The following is a 19390-nucleotide window of genomic DNA, read 5'->3' as shown; positions in this document are numbered from 1 at the left end:
GAGAGGTGAATGAGAATGACCGACCAGTCCCCCACCGCCGCTTTCAACGCCTCGTCTTTCATGGATGGGGCCAATGCCGATTATATCGACCAGCTTCAGGCGCGCTATGCCGCTGACCCGAACGCGGTCGATGCCGCCTGGGCAGAGTTCTTCCGCGCGCTTGGCGACAGCGAGGCGGATGCACGCAAGGCCGCAGCCGGTCCGTCCTGGGCGCGTGCAGACTGGCCGCCGCAGCCGGCTGACGACCTGACCGCTGCGCTGACCGGCGAATGGCCGGCGCCCCAGGCGAAAGAGGGCAAGGCCGCCGGCGCCAGGATCGCCGCCAAGGCCGCCGACCAGGGCGTCAACCTGACCGAGGCGCAGCTGCAACGCGCCGTGATCGATTCGATCCGCGCGCTGATGATCATCCGCGCCTACCGGATCCGGGGCCACCTCGCCGCCGATCTCGACCCGCTGAATATGCGCGACGAGAGCAATCACCCCGAGCTTGACCCGGCATCCTATGGCTTTACCGAGGCCGATCTGGACCGTCCGATCTTCCTCGACAACGTGCTGGGCCTGACGCATGCGTCGATGCGCCAGATCACCGATATCCTGAAACGCACCTATTGCGGCACTTTCGCGCTGCAATACATGCATATCTCGAACCCCGAGGAAGCCTCCTGGCTGAAAGAGCGGATCGAGGGTTACGGCAAGGAAATCGCCTTCACCCGCGAGGGCCGCCGCGCGATCCTCAACAAGCTCGTCGAGGCAGAGGGTTACGAGAAGTTCCTCCATGTGAAATTCATGGGGACCAAGCGTTTCGGCCTGGATGGCGGCGAAGCGCTGATCCCCGCGATGGAGCAGATCATCAAGCGCGGTGGTCAGCTGGGTGTCAAGGACATCGTGATCGGGATGCCGCATCGCGGACGCCTGAACATCCTCGTCAATGTTCTCGGCAAACCCTACCGCGCGATCTTCAACGAATTCCAGGGCGGCAGCTTCAAGCCCGAAGACGTTGATGGCTCGGGCGACGTTAAATACCACCTTGGCGCGTCCAGCGACCGTACGTTTGACGGCAATACCGTCCACCTCTCGCTGACCGCGAACCCCTCGCACCTCGAGGCCGTGAACCCGGTCGTGCTGGGCAAGGTCCGCGCCAAGCAAGACCAGCTGAATGACGTGGCCGAGCGGGTGGCCGTGCTGCCGATCCTCCTCCATGGCGACGCGGCTTTCGCGGGCCAGGGTGTTGTCGCGGAATGTCTGCAACTGTCGGGCATTCGCGGTCACCGCACCGGCGGCTGTATCCATATCATCGTCAACAACCAGATCGGGTTCACGACCGCGCCGCATTTCTCGCGCACCTCGCCCTATCCGACCGATATCGCGCTGATGGTCGAAGCGCCGATCTTCCACGTCAACGGGGATGACCCGGAAGCCGTGGTTCATGCCGCGCGCATCGCGACCGAATTCCGCCAGAAATTCCACAAGGACGTGGTTCTGGACATCTTCTGCTACCGCCGCTTCGGTCACAACGAAGGCGACGAGCCGATGTTCACCAACCCGGCGATGTATAAAAACATCCGCAAACAAAAGACTACCTTGCAGCTTTATACCGAGCGGCTGGTGAAAGACGGCCTCATCCCCGAGGGTGAGATCGAGGATATGAAAGCCGCCTTCCAGGCCCATCTGAATGAGGAATTCGAGGCCGGTAAGGAGTATAAGCCCAACAAGGCCGACTGGCTGGACGGGCGCTGGAAATCCATGAGCCGGCCTGGCGCCGACAATTACCAGCGTGGCGAGACCTGGATCAAACCCGAGACCTTCCAGGAAATCGGCACCGCGCTGAGCCGCCTGCCCGATGGTTTTGACGCCCATAAGACGGTCACCCGTCTGCTGGAAGCCAAGAAGAAGATGTTTGAGACCGGCGAGGGCTTTGACTGGGCCACGGCCGAGGCACTGGCCTTCGGCTCGTTGCAGGTCGAGGGTTTCCCGGTCCGTCTCTCGGGCCAGGACTGTACCCGCGGCACCTTCTCGCAACGCCATTCCGGCATTGTCGATCAGTCGACCGAAGAGCGCTACTATCCGCTGAACCATATCCGCGCCGGTCAGGCCCGCTATGAGGTCATCGACTCGATGCTCTCGGAATATGCGGTGCTCGGGTTCGAATATGGCTATTCGCTGTCAGAGCCGAACGCCCTGACGCTGTGGGAAGCGCAATTCGGCGATTTCGCCAATGGCGCGCAGATCATGTTCGACCAGTTCATCAATTCCGGTGAATCGAAATGGCTCAGGATGTCGGGCCTTGTGGTGCTGTTGCCGCATGGGTTCGAGGGCCAGGGCCCGGAACACTCTTCCGCGCGGCTTGAGCGGTTCCTGCAGAATTCGGCCGAGGAAAACTGGATCGTCGCGAATTGCACCACGCCGGCGAACTATTTCCACATCCTGCGCCGCCAGCTGCATCGCGATTTCCGCAAACCGCTGATCCTGATGACGCCGAAATCGCTCTTGCGTCACCCGATGGCGATCTCGAAGGCCGAGGATTTCACCGATGGCTCAACCTTCCACCGCGTCCTCTGGGATGATGCGCAGAAAGGCAATTCCGAGGTGACGCTGAAGGCAGATGACAAGATCCGCCGCGTGGTGATCTCGTCGGGCAAGGTTTATTACGACCTGCTGGCCGAGCGGGATGCGCGCGGCCTTGATGATGTCTACCTGCTCAGGCTGGAACAGATCTATCCGGTCCCGACCGTGGCGCTGCAGATCGAACTCGCGCGGTTCACGAATGCCGATTTCGTCTGGTGCCAGGAAGAGCCGAAGAACCAGGGCGCCTGGTCCTTCATCGAGCCGGAGCTGGAACAGCTGCTGACCCGCGTGCGTGGCACCACCACCCGCGCCGCCTATGCGGGCCGCGTGGCCTCGGCCTCGCCTGCGACGGGTCTGGCCTCGCGCCATAAAGCGGAACAGACCGCCCTGGTCGCCGCAGCTTTGGCCGAATGAGTTTCCCCCCGCGCGGAATGCGCGCGGGGAAATCGCAATCTGACTGATGCCCGCCGGATGAGCCAGGGCTAAGGAGTTGAGAAGATGACTGACGTAATGGTCCCCGCGCTCGGTGAATCCGTGTCCGAGGCAACCGTATCGACCTGGTTCAAAAAGGTCGGCGATACGGTGGCGCAGGATGAAATGCTCTGCGAGCTTGAAACCGACAAGGTTTCGGTCGAGGTCCCCTCGCCCGTGACCGGCGTGCTGGTCGAGATCATCGCCCAGGAAGGCGAAACCGTCGCCGCCAATGCCCGCCTCGCCATCGTGAGCGAAGGCGCCGCCGGTGCCGCACCCGCAGCCCCCGCCGCCAAAGCCGAGACACCGAAAGCTGCCCCGGCCCCTGCCCCCGTCCCGGCTGGCAAAGACGTCGAAGACGCCCCCTCGGCGAAGAAAGCCATGGCAGAGGCCGGGCTGTCGCGCGATCAGGTCCAGGCCTCGGGCAAGGATGGCCGTGTGATGAAGGAAGACGTGGCCCGGGCTGTTGCCGGCGCTCCGGGTGCCGCCGCAGCGGCGGTCGCCCCGGCCCCGGCCCCCGCCGCGATCCCGCGTGCCCCGGTGCCCGCCGATGACGCCGCCCGCGAAGAGCGTGTCAAGATGACCCGCCTGCGCCAGACCATCGCGCGCCGGCTGAAAGACGCGCAGAACACCGCCGCCATGCTGACCACCTATAATGAGGTGGACATGTCGGGGATCATGCAGCTCCGCAACGAATACAAAGACCAGTTCGAGAAGAAGCACGGCGTCAAGCTTGGCTTCATGTCCTTCTTCGTCAAGGCCTGCACCCATGCGCTGAAAGAAGTGCCCGAGGTCAATGCCGAGATCGACGGCACCGATGTTGTCTATAAGAACTACGTCCATATGGGCGTGGCTGTTGGCACCCCGACCGGCCTCGTGGTGCCGGTTGTGCGTGACGCCGACCAGATGGGCTTTGCCGCAATCGAGAAGAAGATCGCGGAACTGGGGCTTCGCGCCCGTGACGGCAAGCTGACAATGGCAGAGATGGCCGGCGGCTCCTTCACCATCTCGAATGGGGGCGTCTATGGCTCGCTGATGTCGTCCCCGATCCTGAACCCGCCGCAATCGGGGATCCTTGGCATGCACAAGATCCAGGACCGCCCGGTCGTGGTCGGCGGCCAGATCGTGATCCGCCCGATGATGTATCTGGCGCTGTCCTATGACCACCGCATCGTCGACGGCAAAGGTGCGGTAACCTTCCTCGTCCGCGTCAAAGAGGCGCTGGAAGACCCGCGCCGCCTGCTGATGGATCTCTGATCCAGGCCCGACAAAGTGCCCCGCCCTGTCAGCAGGACAGGGTGGGGTTGAACCTGCATGTGTATCCGCGCCAAGAAAGGCTGTCCGATGTCACTCCGGTTTGTCATCCCCGCGCTCTTTGCTGCGCTTTGCGCCCTGCCCGCCTCCGCCGAGGTCACAAAGGCCCAGCGGGCAAAGGTGGACGCGCTCTGGCTGATCGCAATCGACAACTGGGCGCCGATGTTCAATTGCGGCGCCACCAATCACGGCTCGGACAAATTCCTGCGCGCGCATTGGAAACCGATGCGCGAAGGCGCCTTTGACGCGATGAAAAAAGCCGGCTGGTCCGGGGCAGAGCTGACAAAGCTGCGGCAGCGGACCGAGATTGACGCCCTGATGCTGCCCCCCGATACCCGGTTCGACGCCTATCTGGACTATTGCCAGAAGCATAAAGACTGGGCGATGCGGGCAGTGAAAGCCGATCTCTTCGAGATCGACCGGGAAGTGAAACGCGCTTTGGGCATGAAACATCCATGACCACCGAACTCACCGCCCTTATCTGCGCCGTGCTGATCCAGGTTCTGGCCATCGCCCTTGCCGGTGCGCAGATGAACCGCGAGCTGGGCGCGCGTTACAATGCCGGCCCTCGCGATGTGGCCGCGCATTTCTCTACCCGGCTTGGCCGGCTGCGGCGCGCGGTCTCGAACGGGTTCGAGGGGCTTGCGATGTTCGCGCCGACAGTGCTGGTCGTGGTCATCGCCGGCCAAACCTCTCCCCTGACCGCCATTGCCGCCTGGATCTATGTCGCAGCGCGCCTCTTCTATATCCCGGCCTATGCGCTCGGCCTCGCGCCCTGGCGCTCGCTGATCTGGCTTATCGGCCTGATCGCCACGCTTGCCCTTGCCGGTGCCGCCCTCTTCGGCCCCGTCCCGACCGGAGCCTGACATGATCGAAATCACTCAGCCTCCCTTCTTCCACGTCTTCGGAATCTCAGACCCGATCTCGCTGATCGCGTTGCTCATCCAGATCCTGGCCTGATTTTCATCTGTCCACAAATATCCCCGGGGGTCCGGGGGCAGGCGCCCCCGGCTCAACGGCCAGCACAAGGAAACCACCCATGGCAGATTTCGACGTTATCGTGATCGGCGGCGGCCCCGGCGGCTATGTGGCCGCGATCCATGCCGCCCAACTCGGCCTGAAAACCGCCTGTGTCGAAGGGCGCGAGACGCTTGGCGGCACCTGCCTGAACATCGGCTGCATTCCCTCGAAGGCGCTTTTGAACGCCACCCATCAGCTTCACGAAGTCCATGAGAACTTTGAGAAAATGGGCCTTATGGGCGCCAATCCCAAAGTCGACTGGGAACGGATGCTGCGCTACAAGGATGACACCGTCACCGGCAATACCAAGGGGATCGAATTCCTCTTCAAAAAGAACAAGGTGACCTGGCTGAAAGGCTGGGGCTCGATCCCCGCCGCCGGTCAGGTGAAAGTCGGCGACGAGATCCACAACGCGAAAAACATCATCATCGCCACCGGCTCGGTACCCTCGGTGCTGCCCGGCATCACTGTCGATGAACAGGTGATCGTCACCTCGACCGGCGCGCTGTCGCTGTCGAAGATCCCGAAAAGCATGGTCGTGATCGGCGCCGGCGTGATCGGGCTGGAAATGGGCTCGGTCTATGCGCGCCTCGGCGCCCAGGTCACCGTGGTCGAGTATCTGGATGCGATCACCCCCGGCATGGACGGCGAGGTCGCCAAATCCTTCCAGAAGATCCTGACGAAACAGGGCTTCAAATTCGTGCTCGGCGCCGCTGTCCAGGTGGTAGAGCGCACGAAGAAAGGCGCGAAGGTCGCCTGGAAACTCCGCAAGGACGATTCGGCCGGCGAGATCGAGGCCGATGTGGTGCTGGTCGCCACCGGCCGCAAACCCTTCACCGATGGCCTCGGACTTGAGGCGCTTGGCGTTGAAATCCTGCCGCGCGGCCAGATCAAAACCGACAGCCACTGGCAAACCTCGGTCCCCGGCATCTATGCCATTGGCGATGCCGTCCCAGGCCCGATGCTCGCCCATAAGGCCGGGGATGAGGGCATGGCGGTTGCCGAAGTCATCGCCGGCAAACATGGTCATGTGAATTATGACGTGATCCCCGGTGTGATCTATTCGACCCCCGAAGTCGCCAGCGTCGGCAAGACCGAAGAGCAGCTGAAAGACGAGGGCCGCGCCTATAAGGTCGGCAAATTCTCCTTCATGGGCAATGCCCGCGCCAAAACGGTGTTCCAGGCCGATGGTTTCGTGAAACTGCTGGCCGATAAGGAAACCGACCGCGTTCTCGGCTGCCATATCATCGGGCCGGGCGCCGGCGATCTGATCCATGAGGTCTGTGTCGCGATGGAATTCGGCGCCTCGGCCCAGGACCTGGCGCTGACCTGCCACGCGCATCCGACCTGGTCGGAAGCGGTGCGGGAGGCGGCGCTGGCCTGCGGTCTCGGCGCGATCCACGCCTGACAGCCGGAAATGAAAAAAGGGCGGGTGTCCCACACCCGCCCTTTTGCATGTCTGCCAGCCAGATCAGCGAACCGGTCAGTGACCGGTATGGTCCTCACCTTCTTTCGGCGAGTCGATCGAGAATTCCACATCAATGCGACCGGCGCGCTCAAAAATCAGCGTGCCGGGAACCAGATCGCCCTCTTTCAGGGCCTGTTTCAGCCCCATGAACATGATGTGATAGCCGCCACGCTCAAAGGCAACGGTGGCGCCCGCCGGGATTTCCAGCTCGGGCACATGTTTCATCGCCGCCACCCCGTCGGCATCCATCTCGGTCGTATGCAGCTCGGTCTTTTCCGCCACCGCGCTTTCGATCCCGATCAGCCGGTCGGGCCCGGTGCCGGTATTGGTGATCCTGAGATAACCGCCCGCGGTTTTCGCGACGGCGGTGGGCGGCGTCGGGATATAGGGGTGGCTGATCTCCAGATCGCCGCCTTTGAAGCCATGCGCGAAAGCCGCGCCGGAAAATACACCCGAGAGCATAATCGCAGCCAGTGCTGCATTGAGGATTTTCATCGTTCTGTTCCGTTTCCATCTGAGAATTTGACCGGCGCGGGCCGCCGGCATGAGGTCCGCTCTCAGAGGGATGGGGGGCCGCGTGCCTCGGGAACAGCCCAGGCAAGGCCTGCCGGCACCGGGCGCGGCGCGGCGGATTCCAGCGTCAGAACAAAGCGCCAGAGGATATCCGGGAGACCCGAGGGCGGCTCGGGCAGCGCCACGGCATCGCTCAGCCGGCAAAGCGGGCAATCACCCGGTATCCGCATGCCATCGCCACAAAGGTCGTTATACGAGCCGCCGGCCATGATGAAGTTGCGCATGGCGAGATCGTCGCCCGCCGGCACCCTATGCGCCCATGCGGTCAGCGTCATGGCCAGGACCATGAGACAGGCGATCATCGCCCCGGTCAGTCTGACCATCAGTTTATGGCGCAGGCTTTGTGTCATTGCGGTCAAAGATGCCCCAGCCACGGGGGGGCTCGCAATGCGGCAGCTTACCCCAGGGGCAGGGTTTCTTCCGAACGGCCTTGCCAGCCCCCGCTACCAGCCGAGCGCCTTCCTCAGCATATTGGCCGCCACCAGGATCAGGAACACCGCGAAGATCCGTTTCAGCGGCTTCGGATCCATCGCATGGGCCAGTTTCACGCCATAGCTGGTGGTGACCATGGTAATGCCGATCACCACCGCGAAAGCCGGCAGGTTCACTGCCCCCAGCGTCAGCGGCGGGCGCGTTGCCGGATCAAGCGGCATGAACAGAAAGCCGATCACCGAGGGCACCGCGATGGTCACCCCAAACCCCGAGGCCGTCGCCACCGCCCGGTGAATCGGCACGCCGTAAAGCGTCATCAAGGGCACCCCGAACGAGCCGCCGCCGATTCCCATCAGCACCGACAGGAACCCCAGCACCGAGGATTGCGCTGCCCGGACCGGCCCTGTCGGCATGGTTCCGGCAATGCGCCAGCTTTGCCTGCCAAAGGCCATGTAAAGCCCCACGACCATCCCCAGCCCGCCAAAGATCGCCTGTAGCGCGACGGATCGCAGCTGGCTTGCCACCAGCGTCCCGATTATCGCGCCGATGACGATGCCGGGCGCCCAGGTCTTCAGCACCTCCCAATCGACGGCGCCTTTGCGATTATGCGCCATGACCGAGCGGATCGAGGTGAAGATGATTGTCGCCAGCGAGGTGGCAAGGCAGACCTGCATCACCTGCGGCCCGCCATAGCCAAGCGCGGTGAAGACGTAGAAGAAGGCCGGCACCAGCACGATGCCGCCGCCAACTCCCAACAGCCCGGCGATGATACCGGCAAAGGCCCCCACCACGAAAAGCAGCGCCACCAGCGGCAACAGGGTCGCGAGATCGGGGAACATGCGCGGTCTCCTCTGGGCAGGCGCACCCTGCATAGGTCAGCGGCGGGGCAGAGGAAAGACCGCCGGCGCCGCCGGGGCCGGATTTCCTCAGACCACCCGGATATCCTCAGACCACGCTGAGGGAAAGCGCGCCGATGCCCTCGATCCGGGCAGTGACATCATCGCCGCGCTGCAAGGGGCCGACCCCGGCGGGGGTGCCGGTCATAATGATATCACCGGCCTCCAGGGTGAAATAGCGCGACAGGGTGGCGATGATTTCCGGGGTTTTCCAGATCATCTGATTGAGATCGCCCTCCTGCCGGCGCTGGCCGTTGACATCGAGGGTGATCGCCCCCGCAACCGGATGGCCGCCTGCCGTGACCGGCAGCAACGGGCCGCAAGGCGCGGAATGGTCAAAACTCTTCGCCACGTCCCAGGGGCGGCCCAGTTTTTTGGCCTCGGCCTGCAGATCGCGCCGGGTCATGTCGATCCCTACCCCATAACCCCAGACATGATCCAGCGCATCCCGGGCCGCAATGCCGCTGCCGCCTTTTGAAAGCGCCACGACCAGTTCGACCTCATGGTGCAGGTCTGCGGTCTCTGTCGGCCAGGGAAAGCGCGGGCCGGGACTGATGCTGCCGGCGGCTTTCAGGAAGAAGAACGGCGCTTCGCGATCGGGGTCATGGCCCATCTCGACCGCATGGGCGGCATAATTGCGGCCGATGCAGAAAATGCGGTTGACCGGGAAGAAGCGGTCACTGCCCTGAACCGGCAGCCGCGCCCCTGGCGGCGGTGTGATCACCCAAAGCGGCTCGTCCTGTGAATCAGCCATCGCGCGGGCCTCGTATCTGACATCTCCCCAGGGTTTTCCGCCGATGCGCCTCGCAGTGCAAGCATTTCTGTGATCACAAACCCTGTGGTCCCGCGCGCCTGCCGCCATCCGTTACCGCAATCACCCCCGAAAGCGCCGCCTGAACCATCCGGAAACCGGCGAAAACAGGAAAAATCCCGGCTTGCTGCGTCTGCACAGTTGCACCGGAGGCCGCTGTCGCTCAGAAGAGGCACAGAGTTGACTTGCCCCTCTCAGGGCAGCGCAGGCGGCGATGGCCGGCCCGCTGTCTCCCAGGCCGGGGCCCCGGCATTGGCCGCCCCTTTCGCCCTTTTCCGGGCGAAACAGCGGGCGGCAGACAGAACCGCTAACGGAGGATCAGCAGACCATGAGCAACACGGGGACCAACACGGCTATGCCCGCAATCGTTTACACCAAAGTGGATGAGGCGCCGGAACTTGCCTCTTACTCGCTGCTGCCGATCATCCAGCGCTTCGCCAAAGCCGCCGGGATCCCGGTTGCGACGCGCGACATCTCGCTGGCGGGCCGCATCATCTCGGCCTTCCCCGAGCGCCTGACCGCTGCGCAGAAACAGACGGATGACCTGGCGGGTCTGGGCGAATGGGTGAAAACGCCCGAGGCCAATGTGATCAAACTCCCGAATGTCTCGGCGTCGGTCCCGCAGCTGGTGGCGGCGATCAAAGAGCTGCAAGGCCAGGGCTATGCGCTGCCCGATTACCCGGCAGAACCCGCCACTGCCGAGGAAAAGGAGATCCGTGCGCGCTACGACGCGATCAAGGGTTCCGCCGTGAACCCGGTTCTGCGCGAGGGCAATTCCGACCGCCGCGCCGCGAAAGCCGTAAAGAACTACGCCAAAGCCCATCCGCATTCGATGGGCAAATGGTCAAAGGACAGCAAGACCCGCGTGGCGGCGATGGCTGGCGGCGATTTCTTCTCGAACGAGACCTCGGTGACGCTTTCCGCCGCCCAGGCCGGGAAAGTGAAGATTGAGCTGACCGGGAAATCCGGCAAGGTCTCGGTCCTGAAAGAGGGCGTGACCCTGCCCGAAGGCACCGTGGTTGACGCAACCTTCATGTCGGCAAAGGCGCTGGATGCTTTCCTCGCCGATGAGATTGCAAAGACCAAAGCCGAGGGCATCCTGTTCTCGGTCCATCTGAAAGCCACGATGATGAAGGTCTCGGACCCGATCATCTTTGGCCATGTGGTCAAGGCCTGGTTGCAGCCGGTCTATGCGAAGCACCCCGAACTCGCGGATCTCGACGCGAATGGCGGCCTCGGCAGTCTGCTTTCGCAGATCGGGGACCTCGCCAATGCGGCCGCGATCCTTGCCGATATCGACGCCACCATGGCCGCGCGCCCGCCGCTTTACATGGTGAATTCCGACAAGGGCATCACCAATCTGCATGTGCCGTCAGACGTGATCATCGACGCCTCGATGCCGGCGCTTTTGCGCGCGGGCGGCAAGGGCTGGGGGCCGGACGGGAAAGAGGTGGATACCGTCTGCGTGATCCCCGACACCTCTTACGCGCCCGTCTATGATGAGAGCGTCAGGTATTTCCAGGAGACCGGGGCGCTGGATCCGGCAACCGCCGGCACGGTGCAGAATGTGGGCCTGATGGCGCAAAAGGCCGAGGAATACGGCTCGCATCCGACCACCTTCGAAATCCCCGAAGACGGCACCGTCCGGGTGATCGCCGCGAATGGCGATGTGCTGCACAGCCATGAGGTGGAGAAGGGCGATATCTGGCGCCTGTGCTCGACCCGCAAGGCCGCGATCATCGACTGGGTGCAGCTGGCCATCGACCGTCAGCGGCTGGAAGGCTGCCAGGCGATCTTCTGGCTTGATGAAAACCGCGCCCATGACCGGGAATTGCTGGCTTACGTTCGCCCGATCCTGAAGGAAAAAGGTGTCGAGGCGAAGTTCCAGATCCTCGCGCCGCGCGAGGCGACCCGGCTGTCTTTCGAGACCATCCGCGCGGGCAAGGACTCGATCGCGATCACCGGCAATGTGCTGCGCGACTATCTGACCGACCTCTTCCCGATCCTGGAACTCGGCACCTCGGCCAAGATGCTTTCCATCGTGAAACTGATGCAGGGCGGCGGCATGTTCGAGACCGGCGCCGGCGGCTCGGCCCCCAAACACGTCCAGCAGCTGATGGAGGAAAACCACCTCCGCTGGGACAGCCTCGGCGAGTTCTGCGCGCTTGGCGAAAGCCTGAGCTTCCTTGCCGAAGTGACCGGCAACGAGAAAGCCCGGGTGCTGGGCGCTGCGGTGGATGCGGCAACCCAGGGCATCCTGGATTATGACCGCAGCCCGGGTCGCAAAGCCGGCCAGCCCGATAACCGCGACAGCCATTACTGGTTCGCGCGCTACTGGGCCGAGGCGCTGGCAAAGCAGAATTCCGATGCGGCCATCGCAGCCGAGTTTGCCCCCATCGCGAAAGCGCTGAGCGAGGGAGAAGCAGAGATCATCGCCGAGTTGCAGGCAGATCGCGGCAAGCCGGTCGATCTGGGCGGCTACTACCACGGCGACGCGGCAAAAACCGCCGCCGTGATGCGCCCGTCAAAAACGCTGAACGCGATCATCGGCTGAGATCCCGGGCGGAAAACCAACAGGCCGCTGGCCCCGTAAGGGGGCAGCGGCTTTTTCTTTGCCCGGTGGCTCTTCCCCGTGCCGGAGCGGCGCCAAACGGCCAGCGGGAGCATCCAGAATCCGGATGGACAGATCCCAAATCTGCGCGGATCATAGCGGCGAATTCTGTTTCCTGTCCGCGTACTGCCTGCCCACCCTTCAGATCAGGAATGCACAACAATGCCCTTCATTCTCGCATCAAGCTCTGCCGGAACCGGCATCCGCTACACGGTCGCCGCAGCCGACTCCCTGCTGATACCCAGCTATGCAACTGTCTTCTCATCGGACAGTATCGGCGTGTCAGTCACCGGCGCCGGTTCAAGCGTCTTTGTCCAGGGCACCGTCGCGGGCACAACCGGGATCAGCACCGGCAATACGGCGATCCTGAACGGGGTCTTTGTCCATGTCGTGGCGGGCGCCAGCGTCTTCGGCAGCGATAACGGCATCCTGGCCGTCGGCAGCCAGAGCTATTTCCTGAATGAGGGCACGATTTCCGGCGGATCGCCCTATTCCAACGGGATGCGGCTTGGGGTGCTCTCGAATTCGGCTACAGGTGCTTCGGGCACGATGCTGCTCGTCAATCGTGGCACAATTTCCGGCGCCTATGCAATCGACTGGGCGTCTTCGGGGTCGGGAAGCACGCTGACGCTGATCAATTCCGGAACTCTGACCGGGACACTCGGCGCGATCCGGGCACCCACTCTGACCGCGACGGTGTTGCGCAACAGCGGCGAAATCATCGGTGATGTGACGCTAAGCTCAATGGGCGACATATTCGATACCCGCAACGGCTCGGTTCAGGGCACTGTTTTCGGTATAGACGGCAATGATGTCTTCATCGGCAATGCAAACAGCGCCGAGATCTTCAACGGCGGCGCAGGGGTGGATGTGCTCGACTTCCGCAATGGCGGCTCGGTGATCGTGGCGCTGGATCTCAGCCGCCCGAATTCCGGCCAGGCGCTTGGCGACCAGTATTTCCAGTTCGAGAATATCTTCGGCTCACAGCAAAACGACATCCTCACCGGCGACAATACCAATAACGTGCTGACCGGCGAGGACGGCAATGACTGGCTGCACGGGCGCGGCGGCAATGACATCCTGCGCGGCGGATTGGGGGCGGATACCCTCGCCGGCGGCATCGGCAATGACAATTTCCAGTTCCTGAACCCGAATGAGGGCGGCGACACGATCATGGATTTCGCCAATGTCGGCGGCAATAACGACTTCTTCCATGTTTCGGCAGCGGGCTTTGGCGGCGGGCTGGCGGCGGGCTGGCTGGCAGCGGCGGCTTTCCAGGCAGGTACGGGAAATGTGGCGTCCAGTGCCAGTGTCCGCTTCATCCACGACACTGCAACCAACACCGTCTGGTATGATGCAGACGGTAACGGCGCCGGGGCCGCCGTACTGCTGGCAACACTGCAGACCACGGTCACGCTCACCAATCTCGACTTCCTGGTTTTCTGATCCGGCTTGAACCTTCCCTCGCGGTTGCGCAGAAATCGCTGATGACACTCTGCGGGGAAAAGACGTGATGGACTTGTTGCTGACAGAGTTGCGCGAGGCGATCGGCCCGTCGCAGGTGCTGACCGGTGAGGATATGCGCAAATATGCCGATGACTGGATGGGCCATTACCATGGCAGCCCGGTCGCGGTTGTGCGGCCCGCCTCCACCGCCGAGGTGGCGGCCTGTCTGCGGGCCGCTGCGCAGGCCGGGGTGGCCGTGGTGCCGGTCAGCGGCAATACCGGCCTCGTCGGCGGCACCATGGCGACCGGCAGCCTGATGATCAGCCTTGACCGCATGAACCGCATCCGCGCGCTGCGCCCGGGCGCGCGCCTGGTGATCGCCGAAGCGGGGGTCATCCTGCAAAAGATCCATGAGGCGGCCGAGGCCGAGGGGCTTTACTTCCCGCTCTGGTTCGGGGCGCGTGGCTCGGCCATGCTGGGTGGGGCGCTTTCGACCAATGCGGGTGGCTCGAATGTCTTGCGCTATGGCTCGACCAGGGGGCTCTGCCTCGGGCTTGAGGTGGTGCTGGCGGATGGCCGCGTGCTGAACCTGATGAGCGAGCTGCATAAGGACAATTCCGGCTACGATCTGAAGCAGCTTTTCATCGGCGCCGAGGGGACCCTGGGGATCATCACCGCAGCCGTGATGAAGCTGGTGCCGGCGCCCCGCGCCCATGCCACCGCCGTGGTGGCCGCCGACAGCCTGCCAAAGGCGCTTGGCCTGCTCAATCGGATGCAGGAGGCGACCGGCGGAAGGGTCGAGGCGTTCGAGCTGATGCCCGAGGATTATTCGCTGAGACTGAAAGCGGTGCGGCCCGATCTGGGCCAGCCTTTCGCAACCATCCCGCCGGTGACACTCCTGATCGAGGCCGCGACCACTTCGGCAGACGAGGCCACCCCCGGCCCCGACGGCCAGGTGCCGCTGGTGGCAAAGCTGGAAACCGTCCTTGGTGCCATGCTGGAGGAAGGGCTGATCGACGACGCGGTGATCGCCGGGTCCGAGGCGCAGCGTATGGCGCTCTGGGCGCGGCGCGAGGCGGCGGCCGAGATCTGTCACGGCATCCACCCGTTTGTAGACACCGATATCTGCCTGCCGCTCGACCGCGTTGACACTTTCCTCACCGGCATCGGTGCCCGGCTTGAAGCGGTCTCGCCCGGCGCCGGGACGATCACCGTTGGCCATCTTGGCGACGGCAATCTGCATTTCTCGGTCTACCCGGCCCGCGAGGGCGAAGAAGATCGGGTGATGAACTGTGTCGAGGATATGGTGGCGGAACTCGGTGGCTCCTTTTCCGCCGAACATGGGATCGGGCTGTCGAAACTGGCCTCGATGCGGCGCCGGAAGGATTCGGTGGCACTGGATGTGATGCGGGCGGTCAAGGCCGCGCTGGACCCGCATTCCGTGATGAATCCGGGCAAGGTGATCCCCGCCTGACGCCTGCCGGTTGCGCAAATCCGGGCAGCACAGGACAGTTTCCGTCGCCGGCGGCCCGCGTTACGCAAGTTTCACACACCTGCCAACCGACTGTCACATGCGCCCAATAGGTCCGCCTGAGGAAATCAGAGGCGGACCCTATGCTGGAAGTGAAATCCGTTACCCGGATGTTTGGCCAGAAAGCGGCAGTGGACAATGTCAGCTTCCGCGTCGATGGGCCGGGTTTTGTCGGCATCATCGGGCGCTCCGGCGCGGGTAAATCCACCTTTCTGCGCATGATGAACCGGCTGCTGGATGCCTCCTCGGGCGAGATCCTGGTTGATGGCCGCAACGTGCTGGCGCTGAAAGGCCGTGAGGCCCGCGCCTGGCAAAGCCAATGCGCGATGATCTTCCAGCAGTTCAACCTGGTGCCCAGGATGGATGTGGCGTCAAACGTGCTGCATGGCATCCTGAACCGCCGTTCCTCGATCCAGACGCTGTTCAACATCTGGTCGCGCGCCGACATCCTGAAGGCGCTGGAGATCCTCGACCGGCTCGGGATCCAGGAACAGGCTCCGAAACGGGCCGAGGCGCTTTCCGGCGGTCAGCAGCAGCGCGTCGCGATTGCCCGCGCCCTGATGCAGAACCCGAAGATCATCCTCGCCGATGAACCCATTGCGTCTCTGGACCCGATGAACGCCCAGGTCGTGATGGACACGCTGAAGGCGATCAATGTCGAAGACGGCCGGATGGTCATCGCGAATCTCCACACGCTCGACACCGCGCGCCGCTATTGCGACCGCGTGATCGGGATGCGTGACGGCCGCGTGGTGTTTGACGGCACCCCCGACCAGCTTTCGACCGGCGTGGCGCGTGACATTTACGGCGCCGATGAAAGCTTCAACGAGGCCGCCACCTCGACCGCGATCCCGTCTGACACCGGCGCCGACCGCTCTTACGCCGATACGCTGATGTCGTAACCCAATCCCCGGACGCGCCCGCGTGCCGGGGTTTTCTTTTCCCCCACCATGGAGAGACCCATGAAAACGCTCGCACTGGCTTTGGCCGTGACCACCGCCCTGACCGGCATGGCCCACGCACAAGAGATCAAGCAATTCAACCTCGGCATCCTCGGCGGCGAGAACGCCCAGGACCGCATGACCTCGAACGAGTGCTACCGCGCCGCCATCGAGGAATCGCTTGGCGTTCCGGTCAAGGTCTTCACGCCCGCAGATTATGATGGCGTGATCCAGGGCCTCCTTGGCGGCACCATCGACCTCGCCTGGATGGGCGCTTCGGGCTATGCGAAAGCTTACATCACCGACCCGGACTCGGTTGAGGCCGTTCTGACCAAGCAAAACATGGACGGCTCGACCGGCTATTACTCGATCGCTTTCGCCCGCACCGATTCCGGCATCACCTCGATCGAAGACGCCAAGGGCAAGAAATTCGCCTTTGCCGAACCGAACTCGACCTCGGGCTACCTGGTCCCCGGCGCTGAAATGGTTGGCAAATTCGGCCCGCTGGAGCAGTATTTCTCGGAAGTCCGCTTCTCGGGTGGCCATGAGCAATCCATCGTCGGCGTCGCCAATGGTGATTTCGACGCCGCTGTCGCCTGGGCTGACGGCCTTGGCAACTGGGAAGACGGCTATAATTCGGGCGCCTTCCGCAAGGCCGCCGATGCCGGCCTCGTGAACATGAACGACATTCAGGAAATCTGGCGCTCGGCCCTGATCCCCGAAGGCCCGATGGTCGTCCGCAAGGCCCTGCCGCAGGACGTGAAGGACAAGGTCATCAAGCTGACCGCCGACCTGCACGAGACCAACAAGGAATGCGCTTACAGCGTCGCCGCCGGCGAGGCCAGGGACTTCGTCCCGGTCACCCACGAGGCCTATATCGGCATCGTCGAAGCCCGCAAGCTGCAAGACAGCCAGTAATTTCATCTGACCCAAAGCCGGGCCTTCGCAACCCGAAGGCCCGGCCTCTTTTTACGCGGGGGCATCATGGTCGATATCGCTTACGGACCCGGAAATGAACGGGGACCGGACCGAAAACCGGGCGCTGGTCTGGACACAACCGGGGCCTATCTCGACATGGTCCGCCGCCGCCGGCTCTATAGCGGCATCATCCTTGCGCTGTTCATCGCGCTGATGATCGCAGGCTTCCAGCTGGCCGAAAGCCGCAATGCGGGCGGGTTCATCAACGGCTTGCCGCAGATCTTCGCCTTCCCCTCCGAGGTGATTTCCGAAGCCTGGGCGAAGCGCGCCAATATCCCCGGCCTCTTCGTCCAATTCCTGCCATCTCTGATGGAGACGGTGAATATCGCTGCCGTCTCGACCCTGATCGGCGGCTTTACCGCCGCGCTGCTGGCGCTGTTGGCCACACGCGGCCTTGCCCGCTGGCCCCGCCTGACGCCCCTTTTTCGCCGGATGATGGACCTGACGCGCTCGATCCCCGAAATCGTGATCGCGCTGATGCTGATCTTCATCCTCGGTGGCGGCCCTGTCCCCGCAATGATCGCGATCAGCCTGCATACCGCCGGGGCTTTGGGCAAGCTGTTCTCGGAAGTCGCTGAAAACGCAGATGTAAAACCCGTCGAGGGCCTGACATCGGTTGGCGCCGGCTGGCTGCAACGCATGTGGCTCGGCGTCATCCCGCAGGTCGCGCCGAACTGGCTCAGCTACCTGATGCTGCGGTTTGAAATCAATGTCCGCGCCTCGGCAATCCTTGGTTTCGTCGGCTCGGGCGGCATCGGCTATGACCTGAAACTCGCCATGCAATGGGGGGCAGGGAAATACGACCAGGTGGTCGCGATCTTCCTCCTGTTGTTCCTCACCATCGTGCTGATCGACCAGATCACCGACCATTATCGCACCCGCCTCGTCAAAGGCGAGAAGAAGTCGAGGGCCTGAGCCATGACCATGAGCCTGAACGCGCCCCTCGGCACCATCCCCTCGACCGACGCCCTGATCGCGCGTTTCCGCAAACGCGCCCGGATGTCCTTCCTGGTGCCAGGGATCATCCTCGCCTATCTGACCTGGATCTTTTTCGCCTTCGACATTCCCGGCATCGCGTCCCGCGCGAGAACCGACAATGCCGCCGTGCTGCTGACCGATTTCTGGGCGCATAAAACCCATGTCACCCGCGATAACCGCAGCGGCGCCCTGTCGGTGTCGAAAGACGGCGAGAACCGCGGCGCCTACCCGCCCGGCCTGCTGCCCGATTGGGTCAGCGTCACGGATGGCGTCACCACCATCGACCTCGGCGACGGCAATATTGTCACCTATGACGATCAGGGCGCGCGCTATGTCGTCCCCGATTACGGCACGATTCAAATCCGACCGTCAGAGGACGGCCAAAGCCTGATCCTCGACGCGCCGCTGCCGCTGCCCTCCTGGATCAACGCTTCCGACCGCCTGATCACCGTCACCACCCCGGCAGGCCGTTTCAACTATTCCCGCTCCAAGGTCGAAACCTTCCGCTACCAGGCTGGCTGGGCGCTGTTTTTCTTCACCGCCGACAGCCCTTTCTTCCAGAAATCCCCGCTGGAACTGGCCTCCCTCGCCGTCTCGGGCGACCGCATCGACCCGACCCGCTCCAATCTCAGCTACATGGCGTCCGAGTTCTGGAACAATAAAATGTGGCACCATGGCGAGGTCGCCTGGGCGCTGTTCGAGACCCTGCTGATGGCCTTCATAGGCACCTTCCTCGCGGCCCTGGTGGCGCTGCCGCTCGCCTTCATGGCCGCGCGAAACTTCAACCCGCTCGGCCCGCTGCGCTTTGTCATGCGTCGGATCTTTGACTTCATCCGCGGCGTCGATGCGCTGATCTGGACCATCGTTCTCGCCCGCGCCTTTGGCCCGGGGCCCATGACCGGCGCGCTGGCAATCCTGATCACCGATACCGGAACCTTCGGCAAACTCTATTCCGAAGCGCTTGAAAACATAGACGAAAAGCAGGTCGAGGGCGTGCGCTCCACCGGCGCCACCGCGCTGCAACGCGCCCGCTTCGGTGTCCTGCCGCAGGTCACGCCGGTGCTGATGTCGCAAGTCCTCTACCTGTTTGAGTCGAACACCCGCTCCGCCACCGTGATAGGCGCCATCACCGGCGGCGGCATCGGCCTTTTGCTCACGCAAGCCATCATCACCCAGAAAGACTGGGAAGATGTCGCCTATTACATGATCCTGATCGTGTTGATGGTCATGGCGCTCGACAGCCTCTCCGGCTGGATCCGCCGCAAACTGATCAAAGGCGCGTAACAAGCGGCGACCAGGCCCCTTCCTCTTGACAAAAATACTCCCGCCGGAGGCTCCGCCCACAGACAGGGGCG

The 19390-nt window shown here is 63.3% G+C and carries 15 protein-coding genes and 1 pseudogene; 12 read left to right on the top strand and 4 right to left on the bottom strand.

Annotated features, from left to right (window positions below; all coding sequences use genetic code 11):
• Positions 1-15 precede the first annotated feature (15 nt).
• The 5 genes and pseudogenes from DRF71_RS16345 (at position 16) to lpdA (ending at position 6778) form a co-directional block, all read left to right on the top strand.
• The gene (locus DRF71_RS16345) at positions 16-2979 is read left to right on the top strand and encodes a 2-oxoglutarate dehydrogenase E1 component (RefSeq protein ID WP_112311617.1); all 2964 of its coding nucleotides are present in this window, start codon (positions 16-18) and stop codon (positions 2977-2979) included.
• Between the two features lie 72 nt (positions 2980-3051).
• A pseudogene (gene odhB / locus DRF71_RS16340) lies at positions 3052-4293 on the top strand (2-oxoglutarate dehydrogenase complex dihydrolipoyllysine-residue succinyltransferase); the annotation flags it as partial.
• Between the two features lie 87 nt (positions 4294-4380).
• Positions 4381-4809 (top strand): hypothetical protein, encoded by a 429-nt coding sequence (locus DRF71_RS16335; RefSeq protein WP_112311616.1) that lies wholly within the window; start codon positions 4381-4383, stop codon positions 4807-4809.
• Positions 4806-5216, top strand: a complete 411-nt coding sequence (locus DRF71_RS16330; protein ID WP_112311615.1) for an MAPEG family protein — start codon at positions 4806-4808, stop codon at positions 5214-5216. The genes DRF71_RS16335 and DRF71_RS16330 overlap by 4 nt, the downstream gene beginning before the upstream one ends.
• Positions 5217-5389: 173 nt before the next feature.
• On the top strand, positions 5390-6778 hold the full coding sequence (gene lpdA, locus DRF71_RS16325; RefSeq protein ID WP_112311614.1) for a dihydrolipoyl dehydrogenase: 1389 nt from the start codon (positions 5390-5392) through the stop codon (positions 6776-6778).
• A gap of 75 nt (positions 6779-6853) precedes the next feature.
• Here lpdA and DRF71_RS16320 read toward each other — a convergent pair whose 3' ends face one another.
• From DRF71_RS16320 to DRF71_RS16305, 4 genes are all read right to left on the bottom strand, one after another.
• Complete coding sequence (locus DRF71_RS16320; RefSeq protein WP_112311613.1) at positions 6854-7333, bottom strand: copper chaperone PCu(A)C; 480 nt, start codon at positions 7331-7333, stop codon at positions 6854-6856.
• A gap of 62 nt (positions 7334-7395) precedes the next feature.
• The gene (locus tag DRF71_RS16315) at positions 7396-7770 is read right to left on the bottom strand and encodes a hypothetical protein (protein WP_157971122.1); all 375 of its coding nucleotides are present in this window, start codon (positions 7768-7770) and stop codon (positions 7396-7398) included.
• 84 nt (positions 7771-7854) lie between these two features.
• Entirely contained in the window at positions 7855-8682 is an 828-nt protein-coding gene (locus DRF71_RS16310; RefSeq protein WP_112311611.1) for a sulfite exporter TauE/SafE family protein, read from the bottom strand.
• 106 nt (positions 8683-8788) lie between these two features.
• Positions 8789-9493: a fumarylacetoacetate hydrolase family protein gene (locus tag DRF71_RS16305; protein WP_112311610.1), complete on the bottom strand. Its 705-nt coding sequence runs from the start codon at positions 9491-9493 to the stop codon at positions 8789-8791.
• A 385-nt stretch (positions 9494-9878) separates the two neighbouring features.
• On the opposite strand from DRF71_RS16305, the gene DRF71_RS16300 reads away from it, so the two are divergent.
• The 7 genes from DRF71_RS16300 (at position 9879) to phnE (DRF71_RS16270) (ending at position 19319) form a co-directional block, all read left to right on the top strand.
• A complete protein-coding gene (locus tag DRF71_RS16300; RefSeq protein WP_198672244.1) occupies positions 9879-12104 on the top strand; it encodes an NADP-dependent isocitrate dehydrogenase in 2226 nt (741 codons plus the stop codon).
• 219 nt (positions 12105-12323) lie between these two features.
• Complete coding sequence (locus DRF71_RS16295; RefSeq protein ID WP_112311608.1) at positions 12324-13607, top strand: calcium-binding protein; 1284 nt, start codon at positions 12324-12326, stop codon at positions 13605-13607.
• A 67-nt stretch (positions 13608-13674) separates the two neighbouring features.
• Positions 13675-15081 carry an FAD-binding oxidoreductase gene (locus DRF71_RS16290; protein WP_112311607.1) on the top strand — a complete coding sequence of 469 codons (1407 nt, stop codon included), beginning with the start codon at positions 13675-13677 and terminating at the stop codon, positions 15079-15081.
• Positions 15082-15221: 140 nt separating this feature from the next.
• Positions 15222-16040 carry a phosphonate ABC transporter ATP-binding protein gene (phnC, locus tag DRF71_RS16285; RefSeq protein WP_112311606.1) on the top strand — a complete coding sequence of 273 codons (819 nt, stop codon included), beginning with the start codon at positions 15222-15224 and terminating at the stop codon, positions 16038-16040.
• Positions 16041-16100: 60 nt separating this feature from the next.
• Positions 16101-16997 carry a phosphonate ABC transporter substrate-binding protein gene (gene phnD, locus DRF71_RS16280; protein ID WP_112311605.1) on the top strand — a complete coding sequence of 299 codons (897 nt, stop codon included), beginning with the start codon at positions 16101-16103 and terminating at the stop codon, positions 16995-16997.
• A 156-nt stretch (positions 16998-17153) separates the two neighbouring features.
• Complete coding sequence (gene phnE, locus DRF71_RS16275) at positions 17154-17972, top strand: phosphonate ABC transporter, permease protein PhnE (protein WP_232831588.1); 819 nt, start codon at positions 17154-17156, stop codon at positions 17970-17972.
• A gap of 9 nt (positions 17973-17981) precedes the next feature.
• On the top strand, positions 17982-19319 hold the full coding sequence (gene phnE, locus DRF71_RS16270; RefSeq protein ID WP_112311603.1) for a phosphonate ABC transporter, permease protein PhnE: 1338 nt from the start codon (positions 17982-17984) through the stop codon (positions 19317-19319).
• The last annotated feature ends 71 nt before the right edge of the window (positions 19320-19390 follow it).

This window comes from Pseudogemmobacter bohemicus (assembly GCF_003290025.1).
Lineage (GTDB): Bacteria > Pseudomonadota > Alphaproteobacteria > Rhodobacterales > Rhodobacteraceae > Pseudogemmobacter > Pseudogemmobacter bohemicus.
This window is presented reverse-complemented; position numbering and strand designations above follow the sequence as displayed.

What these genes read in the sequence shown, in the direction of transcription:
- DRF71_RS16345 (WP_112311617.1), top strand. Translation starts at nt 16, where the DNA reads ATGACCGACCAGTCCCCCACCGCCGCTTTCAACGCCTCGTCTTTCATG.
- DRF71_RS16335 (WP_112311616.1), top strand. Translation starts at nt 4,381, where the DNA reads ATGTCACTCCGGTTTGTCATCCCCGCGCTCTTTGCTGCGCTTTGCGCC.
- DRF71_RS16330 (WP_112311615.1), top strand. Translation starts at nt 4,806, where the DNA reads ATGACCACCGAACTCACCGCCCTTATCTGCGCCGTGCTGATCCAGGTT.
- lpdA (WP_112311614.1), top strand. Translation starts at nt 5,390, where the DNA reads ATGGCAGATTTCGACGTTATCGTGATCGGCGGCGGCCCCGGCGGCTAT.
- DRF71_RS16320 (WP_112311613.1), bottom strand. Translation starts at nt 7,333, where the DNA reads ATGAAAATCCTCAATGCAGCACTGGCTGCGATTATGCTCTCGGGTGTA.
- DRF71_RS16310 (WP_112311611.1), bottom strand. Translation starts at nt 8,682, where the DNA reads ATGTTCCCCGATCTCGCGACCCTGTTGCCGCTGGTGGCGCTGCTTTTC.
- DRF71_RS16305 (WP_112311610.1), bottom strand. Translation starts at nt 9,493, where the DNA reads ATGGCTGATTCACAGGACGAGCCGCTTTGGGTGATCACACCGCCGCCA.
- DRF71_RS16300 (WP_198672244.1), top strand. Translation starts at nt 9,879, where the DNA reads ATGAGCAACACGGGGACCAACACGGCTATGCCCGCAATCGTTTACACC.
- DRF71_RS16295 (WP_112311608.1), top strand. Translation starts at nt 12,324, where the DNA reads ATGCCCTTCATTCTCGCATCAAGCTCTGCCGGAACCGGCATCCGCTAC.
- DRF71_RS16290 (WP_112311607.1), top strand. Translation starts at nt 13,675, where the DNA reads ATGGACTTGTTGCTGACAGAGTTGCGCGAGGCGATCGGCCCGTCGCAG.
- phnC (WP_112311606.1), top strand. Translation starts at nt 15,222, where the DNA reads ATGCTGGAAGTGAAATCCGTTACCCGGATGTTTGGCCAGAAAGCGGCA.
- phnD (WP_112311605.1), top strand. Translation starts at nt 16,101, where the DNA reads ATGAAAACGCTCGCACTGGCTTTGGCCGTGACCACCGCCCTGACCGGC.
- phnE (WP_232831588.1), top strand. Translation starts at nt 17,154, where the DNA reads ATGGTCCGCCGCCGCCGGCTCTATAGCGGCATCATCCTTGCGCTGTTC.
- phnE (WP_112311603.1), top strand. Translation starts at nt 17,982, where the DNA reads ATGAGCCTGAACGCGCCCCTCGGCACCATCCCCTCGACCGACGCCCTG.